We start from the raw sequence: 21,829 nt of genomic DNA, 5'->3' as shown, positions 1-21,829 counted from the left end.
CCGCCCTCCCGGTTTCTTCAATTTGAAGCTGATTTAATCTTCGTCAATGGGGAGTGTACACTCATCATACAGTTCCGAGATGTTCTCCCACTCATCGTCATCGTCGATCGTAACTAACTCTGGCATGATCTGGTCTTCACTTCCAGGTGATACCCGCAGAAGTTCAACCTCGTCATAAGGTCGCAACGAACTGCGGAGCACCGCGTACTGTTGACCGTTCACTTCGAACTCAGCCAACAAGTCATACGGTTGTGATTTACCGTTCTCTTCTTCGAGCTCAACATGAGCACCGAATGCCAGACGCAGTGAATCTGTCCATTTCAGGTCTTTGCGGCTATATTCCGTCATTTAGTTCGCTTCCTCTTCATCTTCAGCAAGAAATGTATTAAACGTCTCCTCAACGATATCCCATTCGGCATCATCTTGGATGACGAAAAGTTTAATATCGTCGCCCTCTTCTTCATAACGGAATGCATATACATCCGTTTCGCCATCTTCAGGTTCAACCGGAGCAACCATCATGTACTTGGCCTCCGAACCATCTACTTCAAACTTCATAATGACTTCGAATTCCTCTTCATTACCCTCGTCATCCGCAATGTAAATAATTTCCGCTTCTTCTTCCATACCCAGTTGATCTTCAGCCATTGTTGATCCCCCTCACCTTCTACTATTGGCATCCAAATAATTTTGCAAAATCAAGCTTGCGGCCATTTTGTCCACAACCTGTTTGCGTTTTTTCCGACTGACATCCGCTTCAATCAGCGTACGTTCTGCTGCCATGGTTGTCAGCCGTTCATCCCAAAGGTGAACAGGTAAATTCAGTTCATCCCGCAGGCGATCGGCAAAAGCAATGCATATCTCACCGCGCGGTCCTACGGTGCCGTTCATGTTTTTGGGAAGTCCGACTACGATCTCACTAATCTCATGCTCACGCACAAGTTCGGCAATCCGAGCGAACTCGCCTTCATCACGGCGGCGTTCTAGCACTTCCAATCCCTGGGCAGTCCAACCGAAGGCGTCACTCGCGGCAACTCCGATTCTTCGGTCCCCATAGTCCAAACCTAATATTTTCATCCATGCTCTCCCATCCTGGGGCCTGCTCAGGTCGATTACAAATAATCGCCTTCTCAAGCTTCAGGCTGTCTTCTGTCGGTTCATTTCCCGCTGCCTGCAAGGCTGCAACACAGCGGAAGCGGCGTACATTACCGGTGATTGGCCAGATAGGAACGTACAAGCTCTTCAATCAGCTCATCGCGCTCCTTTTTACGGACCAGACTACGTGCGTTGTTGTGACGAGGAATGTATGCCGGGTCTCCAGAAATCAGATACCCAACAATTTGGTTGATCGGATTATACTCCTTATCGACCAATGCATCATATACCGTGAGAAGAATCTCTTTGGATGATGCTTCCTGTTCGTCACCTTTCACATTAAATTTAACCGTCTTATCCATGGAGTCCATTGATGACACCTCGCTCCTGCATGAACATGGGGACCATGTCCTGCCGAATTGATTTCTGTTTATATAATAACATATTCTGACTGCCACAAGTAAACAAAGGATAAGGCAATTGTGTTTTTTGCTTGTCCTTTACTGGCTTCAGCATATTGCATCATTCGATTCCACACGCTCTCGGGTACAAAAAATAAACGAACAGAACCATTTCGATTTATTTTTTGACGATTGAAAGCCGCTCAATGGATTTATGCATTATGCCCGCTAACCAGCGAAACCGCCAGTTTCAGCGCTTCATCCAGCTTGGTCGCATCCTTACCTCCGGCTTGCGCCATATCTGGACGTCCACCGCCACCGCCGCCGCATACTGCTGCGACTTCTTTGACGATTTTGCCTGCGTGTAATCCTTGTTTTACTTGTTCAGCAGGTACTGCTACAACAAAATTCACTTTGCCGTCCGCTGGAGCACCCAATACGAGTACCGCGTTAGGCAATTTTACTTTCAACTCATCTGCCACTGTACGCAGCGCATCCATGTTCGGAGCATCTACGCGTGCTGCCAGCAATTGTGTATTTCCTGCTTGTACCACTTGATCGGTCAATTGACCCGCTTCCATAGCACTCAGCTTGCTTTGCAGGGATTCAGTCTCTCTGGCTGCTTCTTTCAGTTGTTGGTTCAGACCTTCAATCCGTTTAGGTACATCAGCCACATTTGCTTTGAGCAGTGCTGCTGATTGTTTAAGCAGTTCCAACTGGCTTTCCACATACAGATATGCGCCGCGGCCAGTTACAGCTTCGATCCGGCGTACGCCGGAGCCAATTCCACTCTCGCTCACCAGTTTGAAGATTCCAATCTCTGAAGTATTATTTACGTGACAGCCGCCACAAAGTTCCAAACTGTAGTCTCCTACTTGAACAACACGTACAATATCTCCATATTTTTCGCCAAACAGGGCCATTGCACCCATTTCTTTAGCTTCATCAATAGCTTTCAGCTCGATGTTCACGTTCAGACGATTCCAGATCTGTTCATTCACCTGACGTTCAATCTCTGTCAACTCTTCCGGCGTAATACTACCGAAGTGAGAGAAGTCAAACCGCAGACGTTGTGGCTCTACGAGCGATCCTGCCTGGTTTACGTGTGTTCCGAGCACATCTTTGAGTGCCTTGTGCAGCAAGTGGGTAGCCGTATGGTTTTTGATAATGTCGCCACGTTTTGCTGAATCCACTTCGGCGTTGATCACATCACCTACACGAAGTTCACCAGACTCCACAGTCACCAGATGTACATGTTGTCCAAGTGGAGCTTTGAACAAACCTTGTACTTTCGCTGTTACACCAGCACCTCGCAGCAAGCCCTGATCACTCACTTGACCGCCACTTTCCGCGTAGAACGGAGTCTTGTCCAGAACAACCTGACACGTCTGTCCTTCGCCTACAGATTCAACAAGGGCGTCACCAGCTACGATGGCTACCACTTTTGCTTCCGTCAACAGGTCAGTATAACCAACAAACTCGCTTTTAACCTCCAGATCAGCAAGTGGTCCGCCTTGAACTTTCATGCTCTCGTTCTCTTGACGCCCAGCACGTCCAAGCTCACGTTGTTTCTGCATGGAAGCATCAAATCCTTCACGGTCCACAGTCAGACCATGCTCTGCTGCATAATCTTCTGTCAGGTCAAACGGGAAACCGTACGTATCATACAGCTTGAAAGCTTCAGGTCCGCTAATAACGGTGCGTCCTTCGGATTTGGCTGTGCCGCTGATATCAGCCAGAATAGCCAGACCATCTGTTAGTGTTTCGTGGAAACGTTCTTCCTCGGTTTTGATTACTTTGGCGATGAACTCCTGTTTGTCTACTACCTCAGGGTAGTACATGCCCATCACTTCACCAACGGTTGTTGTCAATTCATACAGGAATGGACGGTCAAGTCCAAGCACTTTTCCATAACGAACTGCACGGCGAAGCAAGCGACGGATGACATATCCACGTCCTTCATTACTTGGCAGAACGCCATCGCCTACTGCAAAAGCAACCGTACGGATATGATCGGCAATGACTTTCAATGCAACATCAATCTCTACGCTGTCGTTATATTTCACACCCGCAAGAGCGGCTGTTCTTTGAATCATCGGTTGGAACAGGTCTGTGTCGAAGTTGGAATCCACATTTTGCAGAATGGAAGCAAAACGCTCCAAACCTGCACCTGTATCAATGTTTTTGTTAGGAAGCGGTGTGTAGCTACCGTCCTTGTTATGGTTGAACTGGGAGAATACCAGATTCCATACTTCCAGGTAACGTTCGTTTTCCCCACCTGGATACATTTCAGGATCACTCATGTCGTTTCCGTAAGCTTCGCCGCGGTCATAGAAGATCTCGGTACAAGGTCCACATGGGCCTTCGCCGATATCCCAGAAGTTTTCATCCAATTTAATGATACGCTCAGCAGGCAGTCCTACTTTTTCGTTCCACAGTTTGAAAGCTTCTTCATCTTCCGGATATACCGTTACGGAAAGACGTTCCGGATCGAATCCGATCCACTCTTTGCTGGTCAAGAATTCCCAAGCCCATGTTACGGTCTCTTCCTTGAAGTAATCTCCAATAGAGAAGTTGCCGAGCATTTCGAAGAACGTATGGTGACGACGCGTTTTACCAACATTCTCGATATCATTGGTACGGATACATTTTTGGGAGTTCGCTAGACGCGGGTTCTCCGGCTTCTCACGTCCGTCAAAATATGGTTTGAGCGGCGCCATACCTGCATTGATCCACAAAAGAGAAGGATCGTTGTGAGGCACGAGCGATGCGCTCGGCTCGATTTTGTGACCTTTACTTGCAAAAAACTCTATCCATTTGGACCGGATTTCACTGGCTTTCATACTGGATGCCCCCATTAATTATAATAGTCCGTTGCGTATTCGCTCCGGTTGGTCAACATTGTTTTTGTAAAAATAAACACAAAAAACGCCCCTGAATAATCAGGGACGATGTTATCGCGGTACCACCCTGGTTATTGCTGTTCATCCCTTGCTGCCCGGACAAACAAACAATCTCCTCGTTCATGCGAAATAACGGTCGCTCCCGGCAGGGTTGTCCTGCACTCCGAAATTAGCTTTCCGCCGCTTCATCTTTCAAGACTCTTCCAGCCATCAGTTCAGGCTCACCCTGATCCGATGAAGTCTATTCTCTGAGGAAAGGAACCCTCGACGTACTTTATTTCATCATCGATTTCATGTTCTCAACATACACACTCATTATATCGGTAGCACAAGCGGGTGTCAACGCGGTCTCGTTGATGTTTTAACCCTGCTATTTAGTCGGTCCTTCGTTTGATGTAATAGGCGAAAAAGTGTTGCACAATCACCTTCAGCACGGCAAAAACAGGTACTGCCAGAATTAAACCTACAATGCCTGCCAGTTCACCTCCGACGAGCAGTGCAAATATAATCGACAGTGGATGCAGATGCAACGTACGTCCCACCACCTGAGGAGAAATAACGTTACTCTCCAACACCTGGCACAGTGTGTTCACAATGACAACAAGTAGTACCATTTTAAACGATACGGTTGATGCCATGACCACAGCAGGAGCAGCTCCAAGGAACGGCCCCAAGTAGGGCACAATGTTAAACACAGCTACAATGCTTGCAAGTAGCAGGGCATACGGCATATCAATGATGATATAACCAATGTAGGCAAAGATACCAACAATGACACAGACAATAAACTGTCCCCGAATGTAGTTCCCCAGTGCAGTATCGATCTCTTTCATCACCGAGACAATCGCTTTACGACGTGAACGCGGAAGATACGCCACAATGGTGCGCTCAAACACCTCAAAGTCTTTTAACATATAAAAGATCAGAAATGGCACGATAAACACATTGAATAACACATTAATGGTCGCCCCGATATTGTCCATGAGCACAGTAATTCCCTGAGTTAGTCGATCCTCCATCTGAAAAAACCAACTGTTCATGCCTGTTCGCACACTTGGCGGCATTAATTTGTGATCCATATTGTTCATCAGGCTCTGGGCACGCATGGACAGTTCCGGCATATGCTCGTTGAGTTCCCCTAGCTGTTCAATCAATACCGGAATGACATTCATCAGAATGACACCGAGGCAGGTCAGGAAAAAGGCATATATGAGTAGTACCGCAATCGTACGCGGCACCTTGCGCCCTCCCAGCATGCTGACAATCGGATTAAGTACATAGGATATGATAAGGGCTACGATAAAGGGTGCCAGCACTGTTTTCAGGAACGCATAAATGTGAAGCAGTAAAGGCCGCAGCAGCCAAATAAAATATAAAATGATCAATCCGAGCAGCAGCCAGATGGCGTAACGGAACAGCTTGTTTTTGGTTAATTGCTCCACTTGCATCTCTCCTTTTGGACTGGCTCTGAGAGTCAGTATATGTAGGAAAGGTAATATTTATTAACACAGCGCAAAAGTGGAAAGGAGCAATCCGAACATTTTTTTCTTGAACCCAAAAAACGCCTCCTTCATTAGAGAAGGAAGCGCATTTTGCAGTACGGGTTAGCATATAATCAACCATACACCAGCCGAACCACTATGTAACCGCATCTATATACATCTGCCAACAATTAACGCCAGCCTCCCATGACAGACATTGTCATGAAACCGCATATAGAGGAAGTTATTCTGCTTATTAAGAAGAAGCGTGAAGATGAGGGAAGTCTTGTGGTAGCTCGTCCCCGAAAAACAGATCATCCAGGGAACTCAGCGTACCGTCTTCTTCCACCTGATATACAGACATTTTCTCACCGTTCACCGTTAATTCAATAAAGCATCCCCAGCAATAAAACTGGTGGGAACCAATTTTCCCGATATCTTTGGAACTACAGTTTGGACATTTCATATTCATTCACCTATCCATTAACAGAATGAATGGCATTTTCCAAGCGTTGTTCACTCAGAGACGGCACCATAATGGCACTTTCCCCGATGGACATATCGCTTGTACATGGCAGCCATTTGCGGCCCTCGATCAGATCGGACACAAAACCGTCCGTAATTTCAATCCCTATTATTGTATTTCCCAACTCTTGGTCAAAATAAACATCTGAGACACGCCCAAGCAGCAAACCTTCTTCGGTGAGCACGGACATCTCCTTCAATTTAGACCGACCGAGGAGGTACGTGTATTTTATGTCGTCGGCTCCCGTCTTGCGGACAGCCTGTTGATTACGGATCATGACGGCATCTTCGCCGTAGGCAACGATATCTTGCCACTGCACGATTTTGACATGATTGGTAAACAGACCTTTGTTCTCAAGCTCAATGCCTTCGATCTCCCAATCATCATTCACAATGAAATCCTGGATTTTACCGACCTGCTTCCCGTCCTCAACATCAAAAACGGCAAGTCCGATCATTTCCTGAAGCTTCATCGCTGGATCCCCCTCATCTTCTTATCATTAAATAGGCGCGGCGCTATTGCTAGGTATGCCCAAAGTTGATGAGTGGCAATCAGACGCCGATCATCAAAACCGCTTCTATCCAACCGATGAAATGGAACTTCTTCCCTCCTTCTGTTCCATGTGTAAAGTTCCCCTTAGGGTCTATTACGCAGTCGTCCAAGAATGGTTCCAATTTTTTCGGCGGTTATCATGATTTCTTCCGTAGTATTACCCAATCCCCAGCTAAATCGAATCGCAGAGTGTAAAAATGTTTCAGGCAATTTCATCGCTTTGAGCACATGAGAGACTTCAAGTGAACCGGAAGTGCAGGCAGAACCGCTTGCAACAGCAATCCCTTCCATATCCAGATTCATTAACATCGTCTCTGTGGACACTTCCGGAAAGCTGATATTCAGGATGTTTGGCAGCGTATGCTCCAGGTGTCCATTCACGTGAAAGTGCTCCGTACCCACATGAATTTCAAGCTGTTCCAACAAAAGTTTACGCAATTCCAAATCATGCTGACGATGCACCTCCGTCTGTGCTGATGCAATCTTGAGAGCCTCTGCAAATCCGGTAATACCTGCGATATTTTCCGTACCAGCCCGACGCTGACGCTCTTGCAACCCACCGTGAGCTCTTGCTTCCAGCACAATTCCTCGCCGTACATAGAGTGCACCCACGCCCTGAGGTCCGTTGATTTTATGCGCAGAGAAGCTGATCAGATCCACAGGCAGTTCCTTACAGGAAATATTCTGGCTGCCCAGAGCCTGAACCGCATCGGTATGGAAAAGGATATTATGTTGACGGGCAAGCTCACCTACCTCGCGAATCGGCTGAATGGTGCCCACTTCATTGTTGGCATACATCATGGTAATCAGCACCGTATCCGGCCGAATGGCCTCTTGCAACTCATCCAGATTTATTCGTCCATGACGATCCACAGATAGATAGGTTACTTCATAACCTTGCCGCTCCAATTCCTGACACGTATGCAAGACAGCGTGGTGCTCAATTGCGGTTGTAATGACGTGTTTCCCCTTATCCTGCCTGGATGAGACTGCTCCAAAGATTGCCAGATTGTCGCTCTCCGTGCCGCCTCCGGTGAATACCAATTCGTCCGGGAAACAGCCCAAAGACGCCGCAATGACATCCCTTGCTCCGCTGACAGTCCGTTTGGCCTCACGCCCAAAGGCATGGATACTTGATGCATTGCCAAATTGTCCTGTCATGACGTTCATCATCGCTTCTGCGACTTGTGGATGCATAGGTGTCGATGCGGCGTGATCCAAATAAATTCGTTTCATTTATCTTCACCCCGTTATATGTTAAATTTCTATCTCATGGCAAACTATTAAAATTGGAAATTGAAACGGATGCTCTATTGTCACATCTTCGTGTATAATGTTATATATCCATTTCAAAAAGGAGAGAGAGACATGAGTGATCCCATTCTCGGGCAGATTCTGAATCAGCTTCAACAAATGGACAAACGATTCGACAGTATTGATGGACATCTTGGAAAAATAAACCACCGACTCGATGTTATGGAAGAGAGGCTCGGTGCCGTAGAGAACAGACTAGACACTGTCGATGACAGACTGAATACCATGGATGGCAGATTGGACACCATAGAGGAACAAACTAAAAACATTCCGCTTCTTCAACAAGCTGTTCTGGAAACACTAACCGTTACGAAACGTCTTGACGCTTCCACTCCGCCTCTGAACGCAAAGTAACTACCGAATTGAATACCCATCAGCACAGCATTGATATTTTGAATCGCCGTCAGTTACGCATGGAAGCTGATATAGAAACCTTAAAAGGTCGCTGATTTACAAGTGATCCAGTTAAGTTCACACTTGACCATCTTGTAAATCCCACGGCTGAATACATAGCCCTACTCAATTAAAATAATCCGTAGAAATTGAAGAACAGAACAAAGTACCCATTGGCATGTCTAAAGCCCCCAAGTTGGGGGCTTTATTGTGTCTTCTGTGATGCGAATTAGTGACCTTAAATGTAGAACATGTAGCTGTCTTTTTTGTCCTGATCCTGGAAGGTAATCAGGTCTTTCAGTGTTGTGGAATCCAATACTTCCGCAATCCCGTCACGAATACGCAACCACAGATCACGTTTCGCCGGATCATCTTCCTCCGTGAAGTCTACTGGAGAGATTGGCCCTTCCAGTACACGGATTACATCGCCTGCAGTCACGGTTGCAGGATCACCCGCAAGGATATAACCGCCGTAAGCACCTCTAATGCTTTTCACCAGTCCTGCATTACGCAGTGGAGCAATCAGTTGCTCCAAGTAATGCTCCGAGAGCTGGTTGCGCTCAGCAATGCTTTTAAGTGATGTAGGGCCTTCGCCTATTCTGGCAGCAAGCTCCATCATGATTGTGAGGCCGTAACGGCCTTTTGTCGATATTTTCAAAGGAGTCACCTCTTTCAATTTTCAGAAACGATTGGAAACTTTATATTTAATCCTATGGTCCATGACCGTCTGTTTCACGATCTGTCCACAGCGGAGATGCATTGAGATTAGCATAAACCTTCTAATCCTCCGTATTCCGATCATAACCCTCAGCTAATGTTAACATATCTGCATGCTTTATGGAAAAGAAAGATTGACGATATTCCAAAATGTGCGTCTGTGGTGGACACTATCCAAAATTGGCCGGGTGTATCGTATCTTGAGTCCGGTTATGCTAGAATAAGAAACGAAACACATTTATATATAGAAATGGTGATAACGATGTCCAAAACAATTGAAAATACACGGGTCGTCGTTGGCATGTCCGGAGGTGTCGATTCTTCCGTTACCGCACTGCTGCTGAAAGAGCAAGGGTACGATGTCATCGGCATTTTCATGAAAAACTGGGATGACACCGACGAGTTCGGCCACTGTACCGCTGAAGAAGATTCAGAGGATGTACGCCGCGTATGTGAACAGATCGGCATTCCTTACTACACTGTCAACTTCGAGAAAGAATATTTTGATAAAGTATTTACCTATTTCCTTGATGAATATAAGTCGGGCCGCACGCCAAATCCGGATGTCATGTGTAATCGTGAGATCAAATTTGGTGAATTCCTGAACAAAGCTCTGGATCTCGGCGCAGATTATGTAGCCACAGGACACTATGCTCGTCTGATTGAAGAAGATGGCACACTCAAGTTGCTTCGTGGTGTGGACAACAATAAGGATCAAACGTATTTCCTTAACGCACTCAATCAGAACCAGCTGTCCAAAGCCATGTTCCCGATTGGTCATCTGCCCAAACCGGAAGTACGCAAAATCGCAGAAGCGGCTGGTTTGTATACTGCCAAGAAAAAAGACAGCACAGGTGTCTGCTTCATCGGTGAGCGTAATTTCAAAGAGTTCCTGAGTAACTATCTGCCTGCCAAAGGTGGAGACATGGTTGATATCGCAACCGGTGAAGTCAAAGGTCGCCACGACGGTCTGATGTACTACACACTTGGACAGCGCCAAGGTCTTGGCATTGGTGGTTCCGGCAATGGTGAACCCTGGTTCGTTGCAGACAAGAACCTGGAGAAGAATCAACTACTTGTTGTTCAGGGCGATGCCCATGCAAGCCTGTACTCCACTGGTCTTACCGCAACGGGTGTGAACTGGATTGCTGGTGCAGAGCACATGCCTAATGTGCCATACCGTTGTACTGCCAAATTCCGCTATCGTCAGCCGGATCAAGGTGTAACATTGACCTGGCAGGAAGATGGAAGTGTGGATGTACAATTTGACCAGCAGCAAAAAGCCATCACGCCAGGACAAGCCGTTGTTTTCTACGACGGAGAGGTCTGCCTGGGTGGGGGTACGATCGATCAGGTGCAAAAAGTACCTGTACCCGCAATGCAATAATAGAGCTTGTCCATTAAAATGCGGATTATACACAATACCGTGTATCCCTATAAAAAAAGCCGTCTTTCATGTATACCATGAAGGATGGCTTTTTTCCTGCTTATTTTTGCAAAAAAATAAAAAATAGTTCGTTATGCAGTCAACCAGACTCCTGCCCAGGCGGCCAACACCCCAACTAGAACCGAACTGACAACGTAGAGCGCCGCGCTTGCGTATCGTTGTCGACCCATAAGTCCTAACGTCTCATAACCAAAGGTAGAGAACGTGGTGTACGCACCGCAAAATCCGGTTCCCCACATCACCCAGATTCCATCTGAGATCATTGCAGATACATGCCACCCATATAACAACCCAAGCAGCAGTGAACCACTGACGTTGATGATCCATGTTCCCCACGGAAAAGCCGGTCCCAGCAAGCCAGAGACCCATTTTCCCAGACTGTAACGCAGTACTGCACCCAACACACCTGCAAAACCAATCCACAGGATCATGAGGCATCACCCTCTTGTCTTTGTGCTCCCAACATACGCTTTCCAAGGCTCATTCCCAGCGCACAGAGCAACAATCCTGCCAACAGACTCACGATCATATAAATAGCGGCACTGATCCATTCGCCCCCTTCGGATAAACGAACAATATCAAGCGTAAACGTGGAGAATGTCGTAAATGCGCCAGTAAAACCTGTACCAATCGCCAGTCGAAGTTGTGGTGTTATTTTGCCTGGAACAGCTATGGTAAAGAACCAACCCAAAAAAAGGCTGCCCATCGCATTGATTAACAGCACTGCCCATGGGAACCCCCCATGGACAGTTGGTATCGCTAACTGTATGGCATATCGGGTCAATGTACCGAGAAATCCACCCGCCCCTATATACAAAAGCTCTTTCATGTTGTGTGCATCTCCCGAGTGATCTGACTGATCTTATAGATCTCTGCGCCGCTGTTGGTTCAGCCTGATCTTCGATTCGTTACCCTGCTCCGTTGCCTCATAGAATACTCTCCGTGAGAGCTGCTTTGGCAAATATTCTTGTTTCACGTAATGCCCCGGATAGTTGTGTGGATATTGATAGCCCTCATGTCCAAGCTTCACGGCACCTGAGTAATGCGTATCTCTTAAGTGAAGCGGAACTTCTGCCGATTTCACCTCATCAATCGCGTTCATGGCTTTGGAAATGGCGGTGTACACCGCATTGGATTTTGGACTTTCGACCGCGAACAGAATCGCTTGTGCAATGTTCAACTTGGCTTCGGGCCAGCCGTTATTTCGGTACGCATCAAGTGCTCCAATCGCCTGAGTCATGGCTTGCGGGTTCGCAAGTCCAATATCTTCACTGCTCGCTGCAATCAGACGCCGAATGAAGGTCATCGGGTCCATGCCGAGCTTCTCCACCGCGTATAGAAACCAAAACAACGCCGCATCACTGGAACCCCGAATACTCTTGTGAAATGCAGACAGCACATCATACTGTGTGGATTCATCTGCCTTCACAATGGGGCGCCGAATAGACTCTTCAGCTACACCAAGCGTGATATGAATGGACCCATCCTTCTCCGGTGGCGTGGTCAACGCAGCCAGTTCAAGCGCATTAAGCGCACGCCGAATATCTCCGTTGGCCATCGTGGCAATATGCTCTAGCGCCTCATCGTCCGCCTGTAGTTCCATGAACCCCAGACCTTTGTCCACATCACTCAATGCTCTGCGCATTGCAATTAGGGAATGATCCTTGTTCAGCGATTCCAGCTGGAACAGGGTGGAGCGACTCATCAAGGCTCCATTGACATAATGAAAGGGATTCTCTGTTGTTGCGCCGATAAAAATAATCGTACCCTTCTCTACCGCTGGCAATAGCGCATCCTGACGTGAACTGTTAAACCGATGTACCTCGTCGAGGAACAAAATGGTTTTTGTTCCATACAGCTGTTTGTTCGTTTGGGCCTGTTCGATAACTTCACGCACATCCTTGACGGAAGCTTCCACTGCATTCAGACGTACGAACTGTCCTTGCGTTTGCTGGGAAATAATATGTGCCAAGGTTGTCTTGCCACATCCCGGAGGGCCGTATAACAAGATGGACGAAATCTGATCAGCCTCGATGGCGCGCCGGAGTAATTTCCCTGGTCCAATAATATGTTCCTGTCCAATATATTCATCCAGATGCTCTGGCCGCAAGCGGTCCGCGAGCAGTCTAGCTTGTGGTTTTGAGTCCTGTTGAAACGAAAATAAATCCATTGCTCATCACTTCCTTAACGGATTGCCTTGCCTTGATTACAATTATACTTCTGATGGTTCTCCACTCTCTATCATATCATACTCTCGCGGTAACATAGCCATAAATGCATGAAGTGCACTGCTGACAAAGGTATCCTTGCGAGTAATAAAATGAGTCATCATGCGATTCATACCTACGGGGAGTGTATGCGTGCGCAATAATCCATTTTTGATCTGATGCCTAATCACAATCTCTGGTAATAAGGAAATTCCCATACCGGACGTAACTCCACTAATAATCGCTTCAAGGGTTCCGAATTCCATAATTACTGGACTGGTAACACCACCCACCTCTAACCATTCCTCCAAAACCTGACGATAGGAACACCCCATGCTGTAGACAAGAATAGGTTTACTCTTAAGATCTTCATCCGTAGGACCCATACCAGAATAGACAACAAATAGTTCCTCATCAAATACGGGAATAGAAACGATATCAGGATGATCACAGGGACAGCCTATAAATGCTCCCTCCAATTCATACCCAATAACCTGATCCATAAGCATCTGCGAATTGCCAGTAACCAGTGACAAGGAGACATCTGGATACTGTTTGTAATATCTGACGAAAAGTTCAGGTAGCCGCACGGCCGCTGAGGTTTGTGTAGAACCTATTCGCATTGGACCCGATGGTGTGCTCGTCGCCCGAAGCGCCTTGGAAGCATCATTCAGCAAGCCAATAATTTTATCTGCATAGGTCAGCAGCATCTCTCCGGCTGGAGATAACGTCATGCCTCGGTTATGACGAATGAACAACGTTGTACCTACTTCTGCTTCCAGATGCCGAATTCGTGCCGTTACGTTGGATTGAACATACCCCAGTTTAGAGGCAGCTTTGGTCAGATTCCCTTCCTGTGCAACACACTGAAATATTCTAAGATCCCCGCTCTCCATGGTCCCTCCACTCTGACATCATTCAAAATGATATCCGCTTCATTACCAATCATTATACTTCATGTGTAAACCGGACTACAATTCATGTAGATCCCAAACCAGTCATCTGACTGGATGATGATAAGGAGTGTTCAGCATGACATACTGGAAAAATAGAGTTGCTCTGATCACAGGTGGTGGAACAGGTATAGGACGTGCTGTAAGTGAGATGCTCGCTGAACGCGGAGCCTTGGTCGCTGTCAACTATTCCCGCTCACAAGATGCAGCAAGAGAGACTGTTCAACACATTTTGGATACGGGAGGCCATGCATTCGCCGTTCAAGCTAATGTTGCCAATGATCTTGATGTCCGGCGGATGGTCACTACAATAACTGAAACCTACGGCCCGATCACTGCACTTGTAAATAACGCCGGAATCACGCGTCATATCCCCATGCACGATCTGGAGTCTGTTACAGATGACGTCTGGAATGAGCTACTTGATGTGAATGTGAAAGGCATGTTTCATTGCGCTCGTGCAGTGACGGAAGGCATGAGACAGGCTGGCGGTGGTTCTATCGTGAATTTGGGCAGCATCGCAGGCAGTACGGGCTCGGGCTCCTGCCTCCCTTACGCCGTCTCCAAAGCGGCCGTTCACGGTCTAACTTTATCACTTGCGCACGCACTCTCACCACACATTCGGGTGAATGCTATCGTCCCTGGCGCAGTTGCTACAAGGTGGTGGGCTGGAAACGAGGAGCGAATGTATCGTCTTGGTGGAGAAGTGTTATTACAGCATATTGCCTCACCTGAAGATATCGCACACATGATCTGTGCTGCGCTGGAACAGCAATCCATGACCGGGCAACTAATTACTGTAGATAGCGGACAGACGTTATGAGCTCCAGTCATGATAAAGATACCCGGATCATCAAACCATTGAAATATACATTATTGATCATTTTGACAACGTTAATCATGGGCACTTCTTTTCCAGTTGGCAAGATCGGCATGTTATATGCCCCACCTTTCCTGCTCATGGGCATACGTTATATACTGGCAGGTGGCTTGATGGCCTTGTTCCTTCGTAAACGTCCTTTGCCTACTGGATGGCAGTCTTGGTTGAAAATAATCCTTATTGGCCTGTTCCAATCCGCAGGAGTGATGGGCTGCGCCTACTACAGCATGAACTGGATTACATCCGGTGAATCCGCCATTATTACGTTTACCAATCCGCTACTGGTCATTATCCTCAGTGCTCTCTTATATAGAGTGACCTACCGTTTCAGTCAGTGGATCGGTGTTATACTCGGTTTCATCGGGATTATGTTAACCTTTGGAATGCAAATGAGCTTTAGCCCCGGAACCTGGATTGGATTTGGTGGAGCGATCTCCTTTGCCGTGTCCACATTGCTCATCAAACGCTGGGGCAATGGCTACGATACTTTTGTCTTAACAGCCTATCAGATGCTTGCTGGAGGTGCTGCGTTGCTTCTGCTGAGCGTATGGACTGAACAGCCTCACTTTACGATCAATACCACCTCGGTTATGGCGCTGCTCTGGTTAACGCTTGTTTGCTCCATCATTCAGTTCTCACTCTGGTTTTATCTGCTTCAGAATAGTGACCCAGCCCAAACCAGTTCGTATCTGTTTCTGGCGCCGTTCTTTGGTGTACTATCGAGTTGGATTTTACTAGGAGAGCACGTTCAGTGGTTTGCATTAGCAGGCGGTTTATTTATTGGTGTTGGCATATTCCTGGTGAACCGTCGCTCATCCAGAATGAGAAATAGCGTAACATAAACTTGAACTCCCCCATCGTTCTTCCTTGGAAGATTAATCATTTCTCGCACAAAAGCAAAAAAGGCATGCGCTTATGGGACTCTCCATAAACGTCATGCCTTTTTCTGTATAAATAAACTTTATCTAGCCAAGCTCTGGCCAACCCTGAATGGTTACGGACTCGCCATCGGGATTATGTGTTGCAGCCGCATAGATCGGCAGTTCACCGTCATGGAACAACCACAATTCGTGCAAGGCCCGTGTACAACCAACGTACAACAGCTTTGCATCACCTGCATTTGGCAAATAATGCTTCTGATCTACGTCTGCCACAATAACGGCATCAAACTCCAACCCTTTAGACAGATAGACCGGTAAAACGGAGTGCCCACCTGTGTACTGCTTTTTGCCACCATCGATCAAGTTTAGATCCCAGCCTGCGGCCTGTAGGTCACGGTGAAGTTCCTCTGCTTCATGCAGTGTACGAGTCAGGATGGAGACCGTTCGGTAGTCTTTGACCGTTAACAGCTTCAAAGCCTGCTCCAGACTCGCCGTCCGCCCTTCGCCTCCATAAGCCAACGTCCGAACCGGATCACCACTACGGAAAACAGGAATCGCCGTAATCCCGCTCTTGACACCACGTTCCAGAATCGTGTTGGCATAATCGATAATTTCCATCGTTGAACGATAACTTCGGGTCAATGCAAAGTATGCATTCTGTTCCTCAGGAAATAAAGAACTCATCTCTTCCCACGCATGAACACCACGGTACTCATGAATGCCTTGAGACAAGTCACCCAGTATGGTGAAGGAATGCCCTTTGACGAACTGATCCAATAACGCCACATGAAAAGGGGAAAAGTCCTGCGCTTCATCGATCACAATATGATCAAACCGCTCCGAGCCCTCAATATCATGGACCAATGTATGAATGTATACCAATGCAGGCAGATCCTCTTCACGGACGATATCCTGTTTCAGATCTGCTGCGGTTTGTTTCATGACTAGTTTTGGAATCAGCCCGCTGAGCGAGGCTGGCACACAGCCGCCCTTTCCAGCTTTGAACAGCTGTTTGTATAACGTAAGCGGCTCGTATTGAGGCCATTTTTTGGCATAAGCTTTCTCACGAGTAGACGCTTTTTTCTTGCGTTCTTTACGCACAGCTTCTGGCATCGGTTTCTTAAGTTCCATCTCAATCCAGCGGTGAACTCTCGCCATAACCCGTTCTTTGCGTTTGGCCAGTGGATAATGTTTGTATTCCTCACCGAACCAGTTCTCGATCTCTGTCTTGCTAAGCACCTTACCATCCCATGGACTGAAGTCCGTATCCGGTACGGAATCCGCTTCCATCCCCGACAACCATTCTCGAATAAGCTCCATGAAACGGATGGATCCTTTGTAACGCCCAGGTACATCATCATTCAATTCAGGTCGTGCATCAGGTTTTTCGAACCAGGTGTTCAATGTATCCGACGTATTCGCCAAAGGCATATCCAGCCCCAGCAGGTTCATCGCCCAATCCGGGAATGTCCGCTGTTGAATGTCCCCTACTCCAAGTTCCGGAAGCACATCAGAAATGTAGTCCAGGAACATATGGTTGGGTGCAAAAATAACCATTTTCTCCGCAGATACCTGCTCCTTATACTGATATAGCAAAAAGGCAAGTCGATGCAGGGCAACCGTCGTTTTCCCGGATCCAGCTACACCCTGAATGATCAATGCAGTGTTTCTCGCCGCACGAATAATCAGATCCTGCTCCGCTTGAATCGTAGATACGATATCACGCAGTTTGTTATCCTTGTTCTCTCCGAGACGATAAACGAGGAATTCATCAGATACCGCTGGCTGGTCGCTGTCACGGTTATATGTATCCGCCACACGTTCCAATATCCGCTGCCGAATGACAACGTTTCGTTTCAGATATACGAGACCTTCAATAAGCCCTTCCGGGGCTTCATACGTAGCGGAGGCTTCCCCTCCCGTAAATGAGTAAAACAGGCTTGCGACAGGAGCACGCCAGTCGATGACGAGCGGATGCTCTCCCACCTCTTCGCGGTCTACGCCAATTTTGCCAATATACAGCGGTTTCCGTGCACCACTGCCCTGTTCTTCGAAATCCAAGCGTCCGAAATAGGGTTGCTGCGCGCTCTTGGACAAGGCGGTGCGGCGCTCTTCGCGTCCAGCTTCCAGCACTTGTTCTGTGAAGTCGTGGCCGGTGTATACCGGAATGTTCTGCAGTCGTTCCAGCTGACTATCCACTTCCTCCATCGTTCGCTCTAACCTGTACTCTTCTTCTTGATAGGCACTTTGAAAGCTGTCTGACATGTTTCAGTTACCTCCTAAGAATATGTTTTGCTCTGCATCGCCTAGATCTGGCAATACAAAAGGATACTTACTATATCACATAGGGCAATTGAAAGCCACATCCGTTTTTGTAGGCTTACTTTTGTAATATATGAGGCTCATCTGAATTGATAATTAATGATGGCACTGACAAGCGCACAACAACCAAACAGAATAAACCACCAGGCCCACTTGTTTCTGGCCAGCCTGCGCCTGCTGTTTAATGCGCCGTAAATCCCGATTAGCAGTACGATGGTGGAGAAACTAATCCCTACAATCCAACCAGCCATTATACCTACCGCCCCCTTTGTTTTCAGTACACACGAACAGTCTCTCATTTCCTGGATTTTAGATGAAAAGCTCCTCCTCGAATATCCACTTGGAATTCACTTTTTCCACTTTTGTGTATTAGACAGTTGCTGTCCCCATGAAGGGGGGTCAAATCAAATTCGCTTTTTAACGCTCCTGATCTTCTTTTAAGTAAAATTCGGAAACCTTCGTTATCTGGAATGGAAACCACTACTTTTGATCCTGTGGATACGGAATGCAAGCTCTCCGGCATCTTGAGACAATCCATATTCAATCCTCTGCCTGTAGTTGTATACTGCAAGTGACGGAATTCCCCTGATATGTCGATCTTGGCTGAACTGGATTGAAGATTGAATTTATCTGCACTAAGGTGCTGCCCTTTCACTATCGATGCCAATGCGCACAGTTCAAGCTCATCCATCCTCCCTGATAGGTCTACACTACCTGAGGTGATCTTACATTGACAGCGAGTGGCCAGAAGCCGATTCAACCGGAGTTGTCCTCCTGTGGAGTTTAGTAAAATACGATCAAAAACCCGATCAGGAAGCTGAATCTCCAATGCTGTTCTAGCAATATTTATTCCAACGAGGCCTCTCCTTTTTCTCCCGTCTACAATGCTTAAGGTATCCCCTCGTATGTTAACTTGCATCAGCCTTCGCTTGGAAAAGCACGCATCCGCATATTGCATAACGTGAATCAGTTCATCCACACTCGGAAGAACTCTGATATCTCCTGACAACCAATTTAACTGTATATCATGAATGGGTTGATCAATGTCTATGCTCTTGCATATGGCAAGCTCACTACTTTTCAACATCTTTTCCCTCTCCATTTCAAACAATCAGGTATATGTTTATTCCGCCTCCGCATAGCCTCCTGTGCTGGCATGGCGATTCGTAATTCGCTGAATGAGCTGTTCGCTAACGATATCTGCTCCCAAGAGCTTCATCATGTGTTGCAAAAACTTAAGCCTTTCCAATGTCTGCTCCTGATCTCTGCCAAAAAGAAGAGGGTTAATCCAGATATTAACGAGCAACATGAAGATTTCAGCACACTCCAGCGGATATTCGACTGAAATGGACCCATCTTCCTTGCCTTGTTCCATAATATTGGAAATAATTCGTGCATCCTTCAGAACACCTTTTCTGATCCCTCCAAGAACAAACTGCGGATTCTTGATCTGAGTGCTTAGAACCTGATCAATTGAGTTGGACTGGATTCCAGGATCAACGATAATATTTTCCAAAATACTGATGAGCTTCTGCCTGGCATTCGGAGCATGCGTGTTCTGGATGAGTTCCATAAACATGTCTTCTGCGCGCCCAAGCTCCTTCTCCATCACAGCACTAAGGATATCCTCCTTGGATTTGAAATGATGATATATTGCACCTTTGGACATACCTAATTCATCTATAATGTCTTGAATACTGGTCTTTTCATATCCCTTTTCGGTAAACATTTGAGTTGAGACAGTCAGAATCAGGTCCAGTGTCTGCTCAGGATATTTATTTCTGGCCATAAGTTCCTCCTTATACATACCAACGGTCGGTATCTATAATATAGAGTATGTTGGTCTTATTGTAAATATGAGGAATTTAAAGGATGAGCAAAAAGGATCTCCGTTGAAATACCTCATGGGTATTACGGAGACCCTGCATTAATGAGAATTACTCTTCGTTTTGTACTGTAGTTGCATTGCCTTCCTGTGCCACAAACTGTTTCTGCGCTAATTCACGGTATACCGGATGATTGCTAATTAATTCCGTATGAGTTCCTGTTCCGGTAACATGCCCATGCTCCAATACAACAATCTGATCGGAATCCACCACTGTGGACAATCGGTGCGCGATCACGATCGTAGTTCTTCCTTCCATCAGATTGGACAATGCTTGCTGTACTTCATACTCCGAGGTGCTGTCCAGACTGGATGTCGCTTCATCCAACATAAGAATATCCGGACTGCGCAGTAAGGCACGAGCAATAGCAATCCGCTGACGTTGGCCCCCGGATAACTTGATTCCCCTCTCGCCCACTTCCGTGTCATAGCCCTGTGGCAGCTTGTCGATAAAGTCGGCAGAATAGGCCATCTCAGCAGCTCGCCGGATCTCATCCATCGTGGCCTCACGACCTAATCCGTACGTGATGTTGTCTTTGATCGTACCCGCCATAAGTGGACTTTCCTGAGATACATACCCAATCTTGCTGCGCCAGGAGGCCAAAGAATAATCTGTTATGGCTTGTCCCCCATATGAAATATGGCCTGAATCGGGCATATAAAACTGCTCCATCAAAGAGAACAGTGTTGATTTGCCGCTACCGCTTGGACCGACAATGGCTGTCACTTTTTGTGTAGGTACCGTCAAATTGATTCCGTGCAACACTTCCTCACCTGTAACATAGGAAAAATGTACATCATGGAATGCAATCGTCTCATTTCCTTTTGGCGCTACCTTAGTGCTGTCATGTGGCTCTTCCTCATCGGCAAGGATCGCTTGTATGCGCTCCGTTGCACCTACGACTTTTTGCAAACGAGAGTATAACGTCGTGAATTGTCCCATTGGCATAATGACCTGGAACAACAGTAAAATGAACGCAACCAGTTCACCAGGCGACAACAGTCCAGACGCTACGCGCATTCCCCCCACACCCAGAATAACGACTAGAACGGCAGTCATGACAAATGTAAACAAAGGACCGATCAGAGCAAGAATGCGCGCTTCCTGCAAGCCAAAAGCAAACATTTTACGAATCCGGGAATCTCCTGCTTCCACTTCCTGTTTCTCCGTTCCGTAAGCTTTCACCAAGCGGATCTCGCCAATAACCTGACTGAGCACGGACGTAAGACCAGCCATCTCATCCTGCTGCTTCTTGGAGATCTTGTACATTTTCTTCCCGACCGGCAACAGAATCAACAGCGTAAGCGGCACCAGACTCAGAATAATGAGCGACATCACCCAATCCAAGTAAAATAGTAATGCCACGCCACCCACAACAGCAACGATGTTGGATACAAAGGAAACCAGATAATCCGCGATCAACGTCATGATCTGGCTTGTATCATTCGTAATCCGGCTCATCGTATCGCCTGTACGATTGCGGTCGAAATACGGCATTCGTAGCGACAATACCTTGTTCCACAGCTTGGTGCGAAGTGTTGCGACGACGCGTTGTCCGGCGTAATTTAACATATAAATGCTAATACCCGAGGAAATCGCCTGAATCACAAATGCCCCAAGCAATAACAAAATAACAGATTTGTTCAATGCCGAAGTGGTTAATCCATCAATCAGACCTTTGGTCATCAATGGCACGATCAGTCCGGCTGTAGTTTGAATCAGGGTTAAGATGAGGGCCAGAATCAAGATCAGTTTTGGCGGGTTCGTGGAAGCGATAAGCTTGACGAAATCCTTAAATCCCTTTTTTCCTACCTTCGGTTCATTCTGCCCTGTTTGTTGCTGCTCTTCCATTCCCGTTCCTCCCGTTCTCC

The 21,829-nt window shown here is 46.9% G+C and carries 24 protein-coding genes; 4 read left to right on the top strand and 20 right to left on the bottom strand.

Going from position 1 to position 21,829, the window contains the following annotated elements:
• Positions 1 to 33: 33 nt before the first annotated feature.
• From MHI01_RS25640 to MHI01_RS25595, 10 genes are all read right to left on the bottom strand, one after another.
• A complete protein-coding gene (locus MHI01_RS25640; protein WP_047844066.1) occupies positions 34 to 348 on the bottom strand; it encodes a DUF1292 domain-containing protein in 315 nt (104 codons plus the stop codon).
• Positions 349 to 648, bottom strand: coding sequence for a DUF1292 domain-containing protein (locus MHI01_RS25635; RefSeq protein WP_017686820.1), 300 nt, complete (start codon positions 646 to 648; stop codon positions 349 to 351). It abuts the gene before it with no gap.
• Positions 649 to 660: 12 nt separating this feature from the next.
• Positions 661 to 1,077: a Holliday junction resolvase RuvX gene (gene ruvX / locus MHI01_RS25630; protein ID WP_036616953.1), complete on the bottom strand. Its 417-nt coding sequence runs from the start codon at positions 1,075 to 1,077 to the stop codon at positions 661 to 663.
• Between the two features lie 128 nt (positions 1,078 to 1,205).
• A complete protein-coding gene (locus MHI01_RS25625) occupies positions 1,206 to 1,466 on the bottom strand; it encodes an IreB family regulatory phosphoprotein (RefSeq protein WP_036616950.1) in 261 nt (86 codons plus the stop codon).
• Positions 1,450 to 1,611 (bottom strand): hypothetical protein, encoded by a 162-nt coding sequence (locus MHI01_RS25620; RefSeq protein ID WP_235193975.1) that lies wholly within the window; start codon positions 1,609 to 1,611, stop codon positions 1,450 to 1,452. Before MHI01_RS25620 ends, MHI01_RS25625 begins: the two co-directional genes overlap by 17 nt.
• Before the next feature lie 97 nt (positions 1,612 to 1,708).
• Positions 1,709 to 4,339 (bottom strand): alanine--tRNA ligase, encoded by a 2,631-nt coding sequence (alaS, locus tag MHI01_RS25615; RefSeq protein WP_105601814.1) that lies wholly within the window; start codon positions 4,337 to 4,339, stop codon positions 1,709 to 1,711.
• A 434-nt stretch (positions 4,340 to 4,773) separates the two neighbouring features.
• Positions 4,774 to 5,841: an AI-2E family transporter gene (locus MHI01_RS25610; RefSeq protein ID WP_091027676.1), complete on the bottom strand. Its 1,068-nt coding sequence runs from the start codon at positions 5,839 to 5,841 to the stop codon at positions 4,774 to 4,776.
• Between the two features lie 295 nt (positions 5,842 to 6,136).
• Positions 6,137 to 6,346, bottom strand: coding sequence for a hypothetical protein (locus MHI01_RS25605; RefSeq protein WP_017686815.1), 210 nt, complete (start codon positions 6,344 to 6,346; stop codon positions 6,137 to 6,139).
• Between the two features lie 10 nt (positions 6,347 to 6,356).
• On the bottom strand, positions 6,357 to 6,878 hold the full coding sequence (locus MHI01_RS25600) for a PRC-barrel domain-containing protein (RefSeq protein WP_017686814.1): 522 nt from the start codon (positions 6,876 to 6,878) through the stop codon (positions 6,357 to 6,359).
• 164 nt (positions 6,879 to 7,042) lie between these two features.
• Positions 7,043 to 8,194, bottom strand: coding sequence for a cysteine desulfurase family protein (locus MHI01_RS25595; protein WP_036674524.1), 1,152 nt, complete (start codon positions 8,192 to 8,194; stop codon positions 7,043 to 7,045).
• Positions 8,195 to 8,326: 132 nt separating this feature from the next.
• Between MHI01_RS25595 and MHI01_RS25590 the strand changes: the two genes are divergently transcribed.
• Entirely contained in the window at positions 8,327 to 8,626 is a 300-nt protein-coding gene (locus tag MHI01_RS25590) for a hypothetical protein (RefSeq protein WP_340984377.1), read from the top strand.
• 277 nt (positions 8,627 to 8,903) lie between these two features.
• Here the strand turns inward: MHI01_RS25590 and cymR are convergent, their stop codons facing one another.
• On the bottom strand, positions 8,904 to 9,323 hold the full coding sequence (cymR, locus tag MHI01_RS25585; RefSeq protein ID WP_017686811.1) for a cysteine metabolism transcriptional regulator CymR: 420 nt from the start codon (positions 9,321 to 9,323) through the stop codon (positions 8,904 to 8,906).
• A 321-nt stretch (positions 9,324 to 9,644) separates the two neighbouring features.
• Here cymR and mnmA point away from each other — a divergent pair, with 321 nt between their 5' ends.
• Positions 9,645 to 10,769, top strand: a complete 1,125-nt coding sequence (mnmA, locus tag MHI01_RS25580; protein ID WP_036616942.1) for a tRNA 2-thiouridine(34) synthase MnmA — start codon at positions 9,645 to 9,647, stop codon at positions 10,767 to 10,769.
• A 131-nt stretch (positions 10,770 to 10,900) separates the two neighbouring features.
• Here the strand turns inward: mnmA and crcB are convergent, their stop codons facing one another.
• The 4 genes from crcB to MHI01_RS25560 are packed head-to-tail and all read right to left on the bottom strand — an operon-like array spanning position 10,901 to position 13,932.
• A complete protein-coding gene (gene crcB / locus MHI01_RS25575; protein ID WP_340984376.1) occupies positions 10,901 to 11,260 on the bottom strand; it encodes a fluoride efflux transporter CrcB in 360 nt (119 codons plus the stop codon).
• Positions 11,257 to 11,658, bottom strand: coding sequence for a fluoride efflux transporter FluC (locus tag MHI01_RS25570; RefSeq protein ID WP_340984375.1), 402 nt, complete (start codon positions 11,656 to 11,658; stop codon positions 11,257 to 11,259). The genes crcB and MHI01_RS25570 overlap by 4 nt, the downstream gene beginning before the upstream one ends.
• A 33-nt stretch (positions 11,659 to 11,691) precedes the next feature.
• A complete protein-coding gene (locus tag MHI01_RS25565; protein WP_282320419.1) occupies positions 11,692 to 12,999 on the bottom strand; it encodes a replication-associated recombination protein A in 1,308 nt (435 codons plus the stop codon).
• A 42-nt stretch (positions 13,000 to 13,041) separates the two neighbouring features.
• The gene (locus MHI01_RS25560) at positions 13,042 to 13,932 is read right to left on the bottom strand and encodes a LysR family transcriptional regulator (protein ID WP_340984374.1); all 891 of its coding nucleotides are present in this window, start codon (positions 13,930 to 13,932) and stop codon (positions 13,042 to 13,044) included.
• Positions 13,933 to 14,068: 136 nt separating this feature from the next.
• Between MHI01_RS25560 and MHI01_RS25555 the strand changes: the two genes are divergently transcribed.
• Positions 14,069 to 14,812, top strand: a complete 744-nt coding sequence (locus MHI01_RS25555) for an SDR family NAD(P)-dependent oxidoreductase (protein WP_076252951.1) — start codon at positions 14,069 to 14,071, stop codon at positions 14,810 to 14,812.
• Complete coding sequence (locus MHI01_RS25550) at positions 14,809 to 15,711, top strand: DMT family transporter (RefSeq protein WP_076252952.1); 903 nt, start codon at positions 14,809 to 14,811, stop codon at positions 15,709 to 15,711. The genes MHI01_RS25555 and MHI01_RS25550 overlap by 4 nt, the downstream gene beginning before the upstream one ends.
• Positions 15,712 to 15,834: 123 nt before the next feature.
• Here MHI01_RS25550 and MHI01_RS25545 read toward each other — a convergent pair whose 3' ends face one another.
• The 5 genes from MHI01_RS25545 to MHI01_RS25525 form a co-directional block, all read right to left on the bottom strand.
• Positions 15,835 to 18,015 (bottom strand): HelD family protein, encoded by a 2,181-nt coding sequence (locus tag MHI01_RS25545; RefSeq protein ID WP_076252953.1) that lies wholly within the window; start codon positions 18,013 to 18,015, stop codon positions 15,835 to 15,837.
• A gap of 137 nt (positions 18,016 to 18,152) precedes the next feature.
• Positions 18,153 to 18,323: a hypothetical protein gene (locus MHI01_RS25540; protein WP_164783408.1), complete on the bottom strand. Its 171-nt coding sequence runs from the start codon at positions 18,321 to 18,323 to the stop codon at positions 18,153 to 18,155.
• Positions 18,324 to 18,367: 44 nt separating this feature from the next.
• Entirely contained in the window at positions 18,368 to 19,159 is a 792-nt protein-coding gene (locus MHI01_RS25535; protein ID WP_340906760.1) for a DUF4097 family beta strand repeat-containing protein, read from the bottom strand.
• A gap of 36 nt (positions 19,160 to 19,195) precedes the next feature.
• Positions 19,196 to 19,861, bottom strand: coding sequence for a TetR/AcrR family transcriptional regulator (locus MHI01_RS25530; RefSeq protein WP_127551060.1), 666 nt, complete (start codon positions 19,859 to 19,861; stop codon positions 19,196 to 19,198).
• 148 nt (positions 19,862 to 20,009) lie between these two features.
• A complete protein-coding gene (locus MHI01_RS25525; RefSeq protein ID WP_340984373.1) occupies positions 20,010 to 21,809 on the bottom strand; it encodes an ABC transporter ATP-binding protein in 1,800 nt (599 codons plus the stop codon).
• Positions 21,810 to 21,829: the final 20 nt, after the last annotated feature.

Source organism: Paenibacillus sp. FSL M7-0656 (assembly GCF_038003225.1).
In the GTDB taxonomy this organism is placed as follows: Bacteria; Bacillota; Bacilli; order Paenibacillales; family Paenibacillaceae; genus Paenibacillus; species Paenibacillus amylolyticus.
The sequence above is the reverse complement of the archived record's forward strand: the minus strand, read 5'-3'. Positions and strand labels throughout refer to the sequence as shown.

What these genes read in the sequence shown, in the direction of transcription:
- MHI01_RS25640 (WP_047844066.1), bottom strand. Translation starts at nt 348, where the DNA reads ATGACGGAATATAGCCGCAAAGACCTGAAATGGACAGATTCACTGCGT.
- MHI01_RS25635 (WP_017686820.1), bottom strand. Translation starts at nt 648, where the DNA reads ATGGCTGAAGATCAACTGGGTATGGAAGAAGAAGCGGAAATTATTTAC.
- ruvX (WP_036616953.1), bottom strand. Translation starts at nt 1,077, where the DNA reads ATGAAAATATTAGGTTTGGACTATGGGGACCGAAGAATCGGAGTTGCC.
- MHI01_RS25625 (WP_036616950.1), bottom strand. Translation starts at nt 1,466, where the DNA reads ATGGACTCCATGGATAAGACGGTTAAATTTAATGTGAAAGGTGACGAA.
- MHI01_RS25620 (WP_235193975.1), bottom strand. Translation starts at nt 1,611, where the DNA reads ATGCTGAAGCCAGTAAAGGACAAGCAAAAAACACAATTGCCTTATCCT.
- alaS (WP_105601814.1), bottom strand. Translation starts at nt 4,339, where the DNA reads ATGAAAGCCAGTGAAATCCGGTCCAAATGGATAGAGTTTTTTGCAAGT.
- MHI01_RS25605 (WP_017686815.1), bottom strand. Translation starts at nt 6,346, where the DNA reads ATGAAATGTCCAAACTGTAGTTCCAAAGATATCGGGAAAATTGGTTCC.
- MHI01_RS25600 (WP_017686814.1), bottom strand. Translation starts at nt 6,878, where the DNA reads ATGAAGCTTCAGGAAATGATCGGACTTGCCGTTTTTGATGTTGAGGAC.
- MHI01_RS25595 (WP_036674524.1), bottom strand. Translation starts at nt 8,194, where the DNA reads ATGAAACGAATTTATTTGGATCACGCCGCATCGACACCTATGCATCCA.
- MHI01_RS25590 (WP_340984377.1), top strand. Translation starts at nt 8,327, where the DNA reads ATGAGTGATCCCATTCTCGGGCAGATTCTGAATCAGCTTCAACAAATG.
- mnmA (WP_036616942.1), top strand. Translation starts at nt 9,645, where the DNA reads ATGTCCAAAACAATTGAAAATACACGGGTCGTCGTTGGCATGTCCGGA.
- crcB (WP_340984376.1), bottom strand. Translation starts at nt 11,260, where the DNA reads ATGATCCTGTGGATTGGTTTTGCAGGTGTGTTGGGTGCAGTACTGCGT.
- MHI01_RS25570 (WP_340984375.1), bottom strand. Translation starts at nt 11,658, where the DNA reads ATGAAAGAGCTTTTGTATATAGGGGCGGGTGGATTTCTCGGTACATTG.
- MHI01_RS25565 (WP_282320419.1), bottom strand. Translation starts at nt 12,999, where the DNA reads ATGGATTTATTTTCGTTTCAACAGGACTCAAAACCACAAGCTAGACTG.
- MHI01_RS25560 (WP_340984374.1), bottom strand. Translation starts at nt 13,932, where the DNA reads ATGGAGAGCGGGGATCTTAGAATATTTCAGTGTGTTGCACAGGAAGGG.
- MHI01_RS25555 (WP_076252951.1), top strand. Translation starts at nt 14,069, where the DNA reads ATGACATACTGGAAAAATAGAGTTGCTCTGATCACAGGTGGTGGAACA.
- MHI01_RS25550 (WP_076252952.1), top strand. Translation starts at nt 14,809, where the DNA reads ATGAGCTCCAGTCATGATAAAGATACCCGGATCATCAAACCATTGAAA.
- MHI01_RS25545 (WP_076252953.1), bottom strand. Translation starts at nt 18,015, where the DNA reads ATGTCAGACAGCTTTCAAAGTGCCTATCAAGAAGAAGAGTACAGGTTA.
- MHI01_RS25540 (WP_164783408.1), bottom strand. Translation starts at nt 18,323, where the DNA reads ATGGCTGGTTGGATTGTAGGGATTAGTTTCTCCACCATCGTACTGCTA.
- MHI01_RS25535 (WP_340906760.1), bottom strand. Translation starts at nt 19,159, where the DNA reads ATGTTGAAAAGTAGTGAGCTTGCCATATGCAAGAGCATAGACATTGAT.
- MHI01_RS25530 (WP_127551060.1), bottom strand. Translation starts at nt 19,861, where the DNA reads ATGGCCAGAAATAAATATCCTGAGCAGACACTGGACCTGATTCTGACT.
- MHI01_RS25525 (WP_340984373.1), bottom strand. Translation starts at nt 21,809, where the DNA reads ATGGAAGAGCAGCAACAAACAGGGCAGAATGAACCGAAGGTAGGAAAA.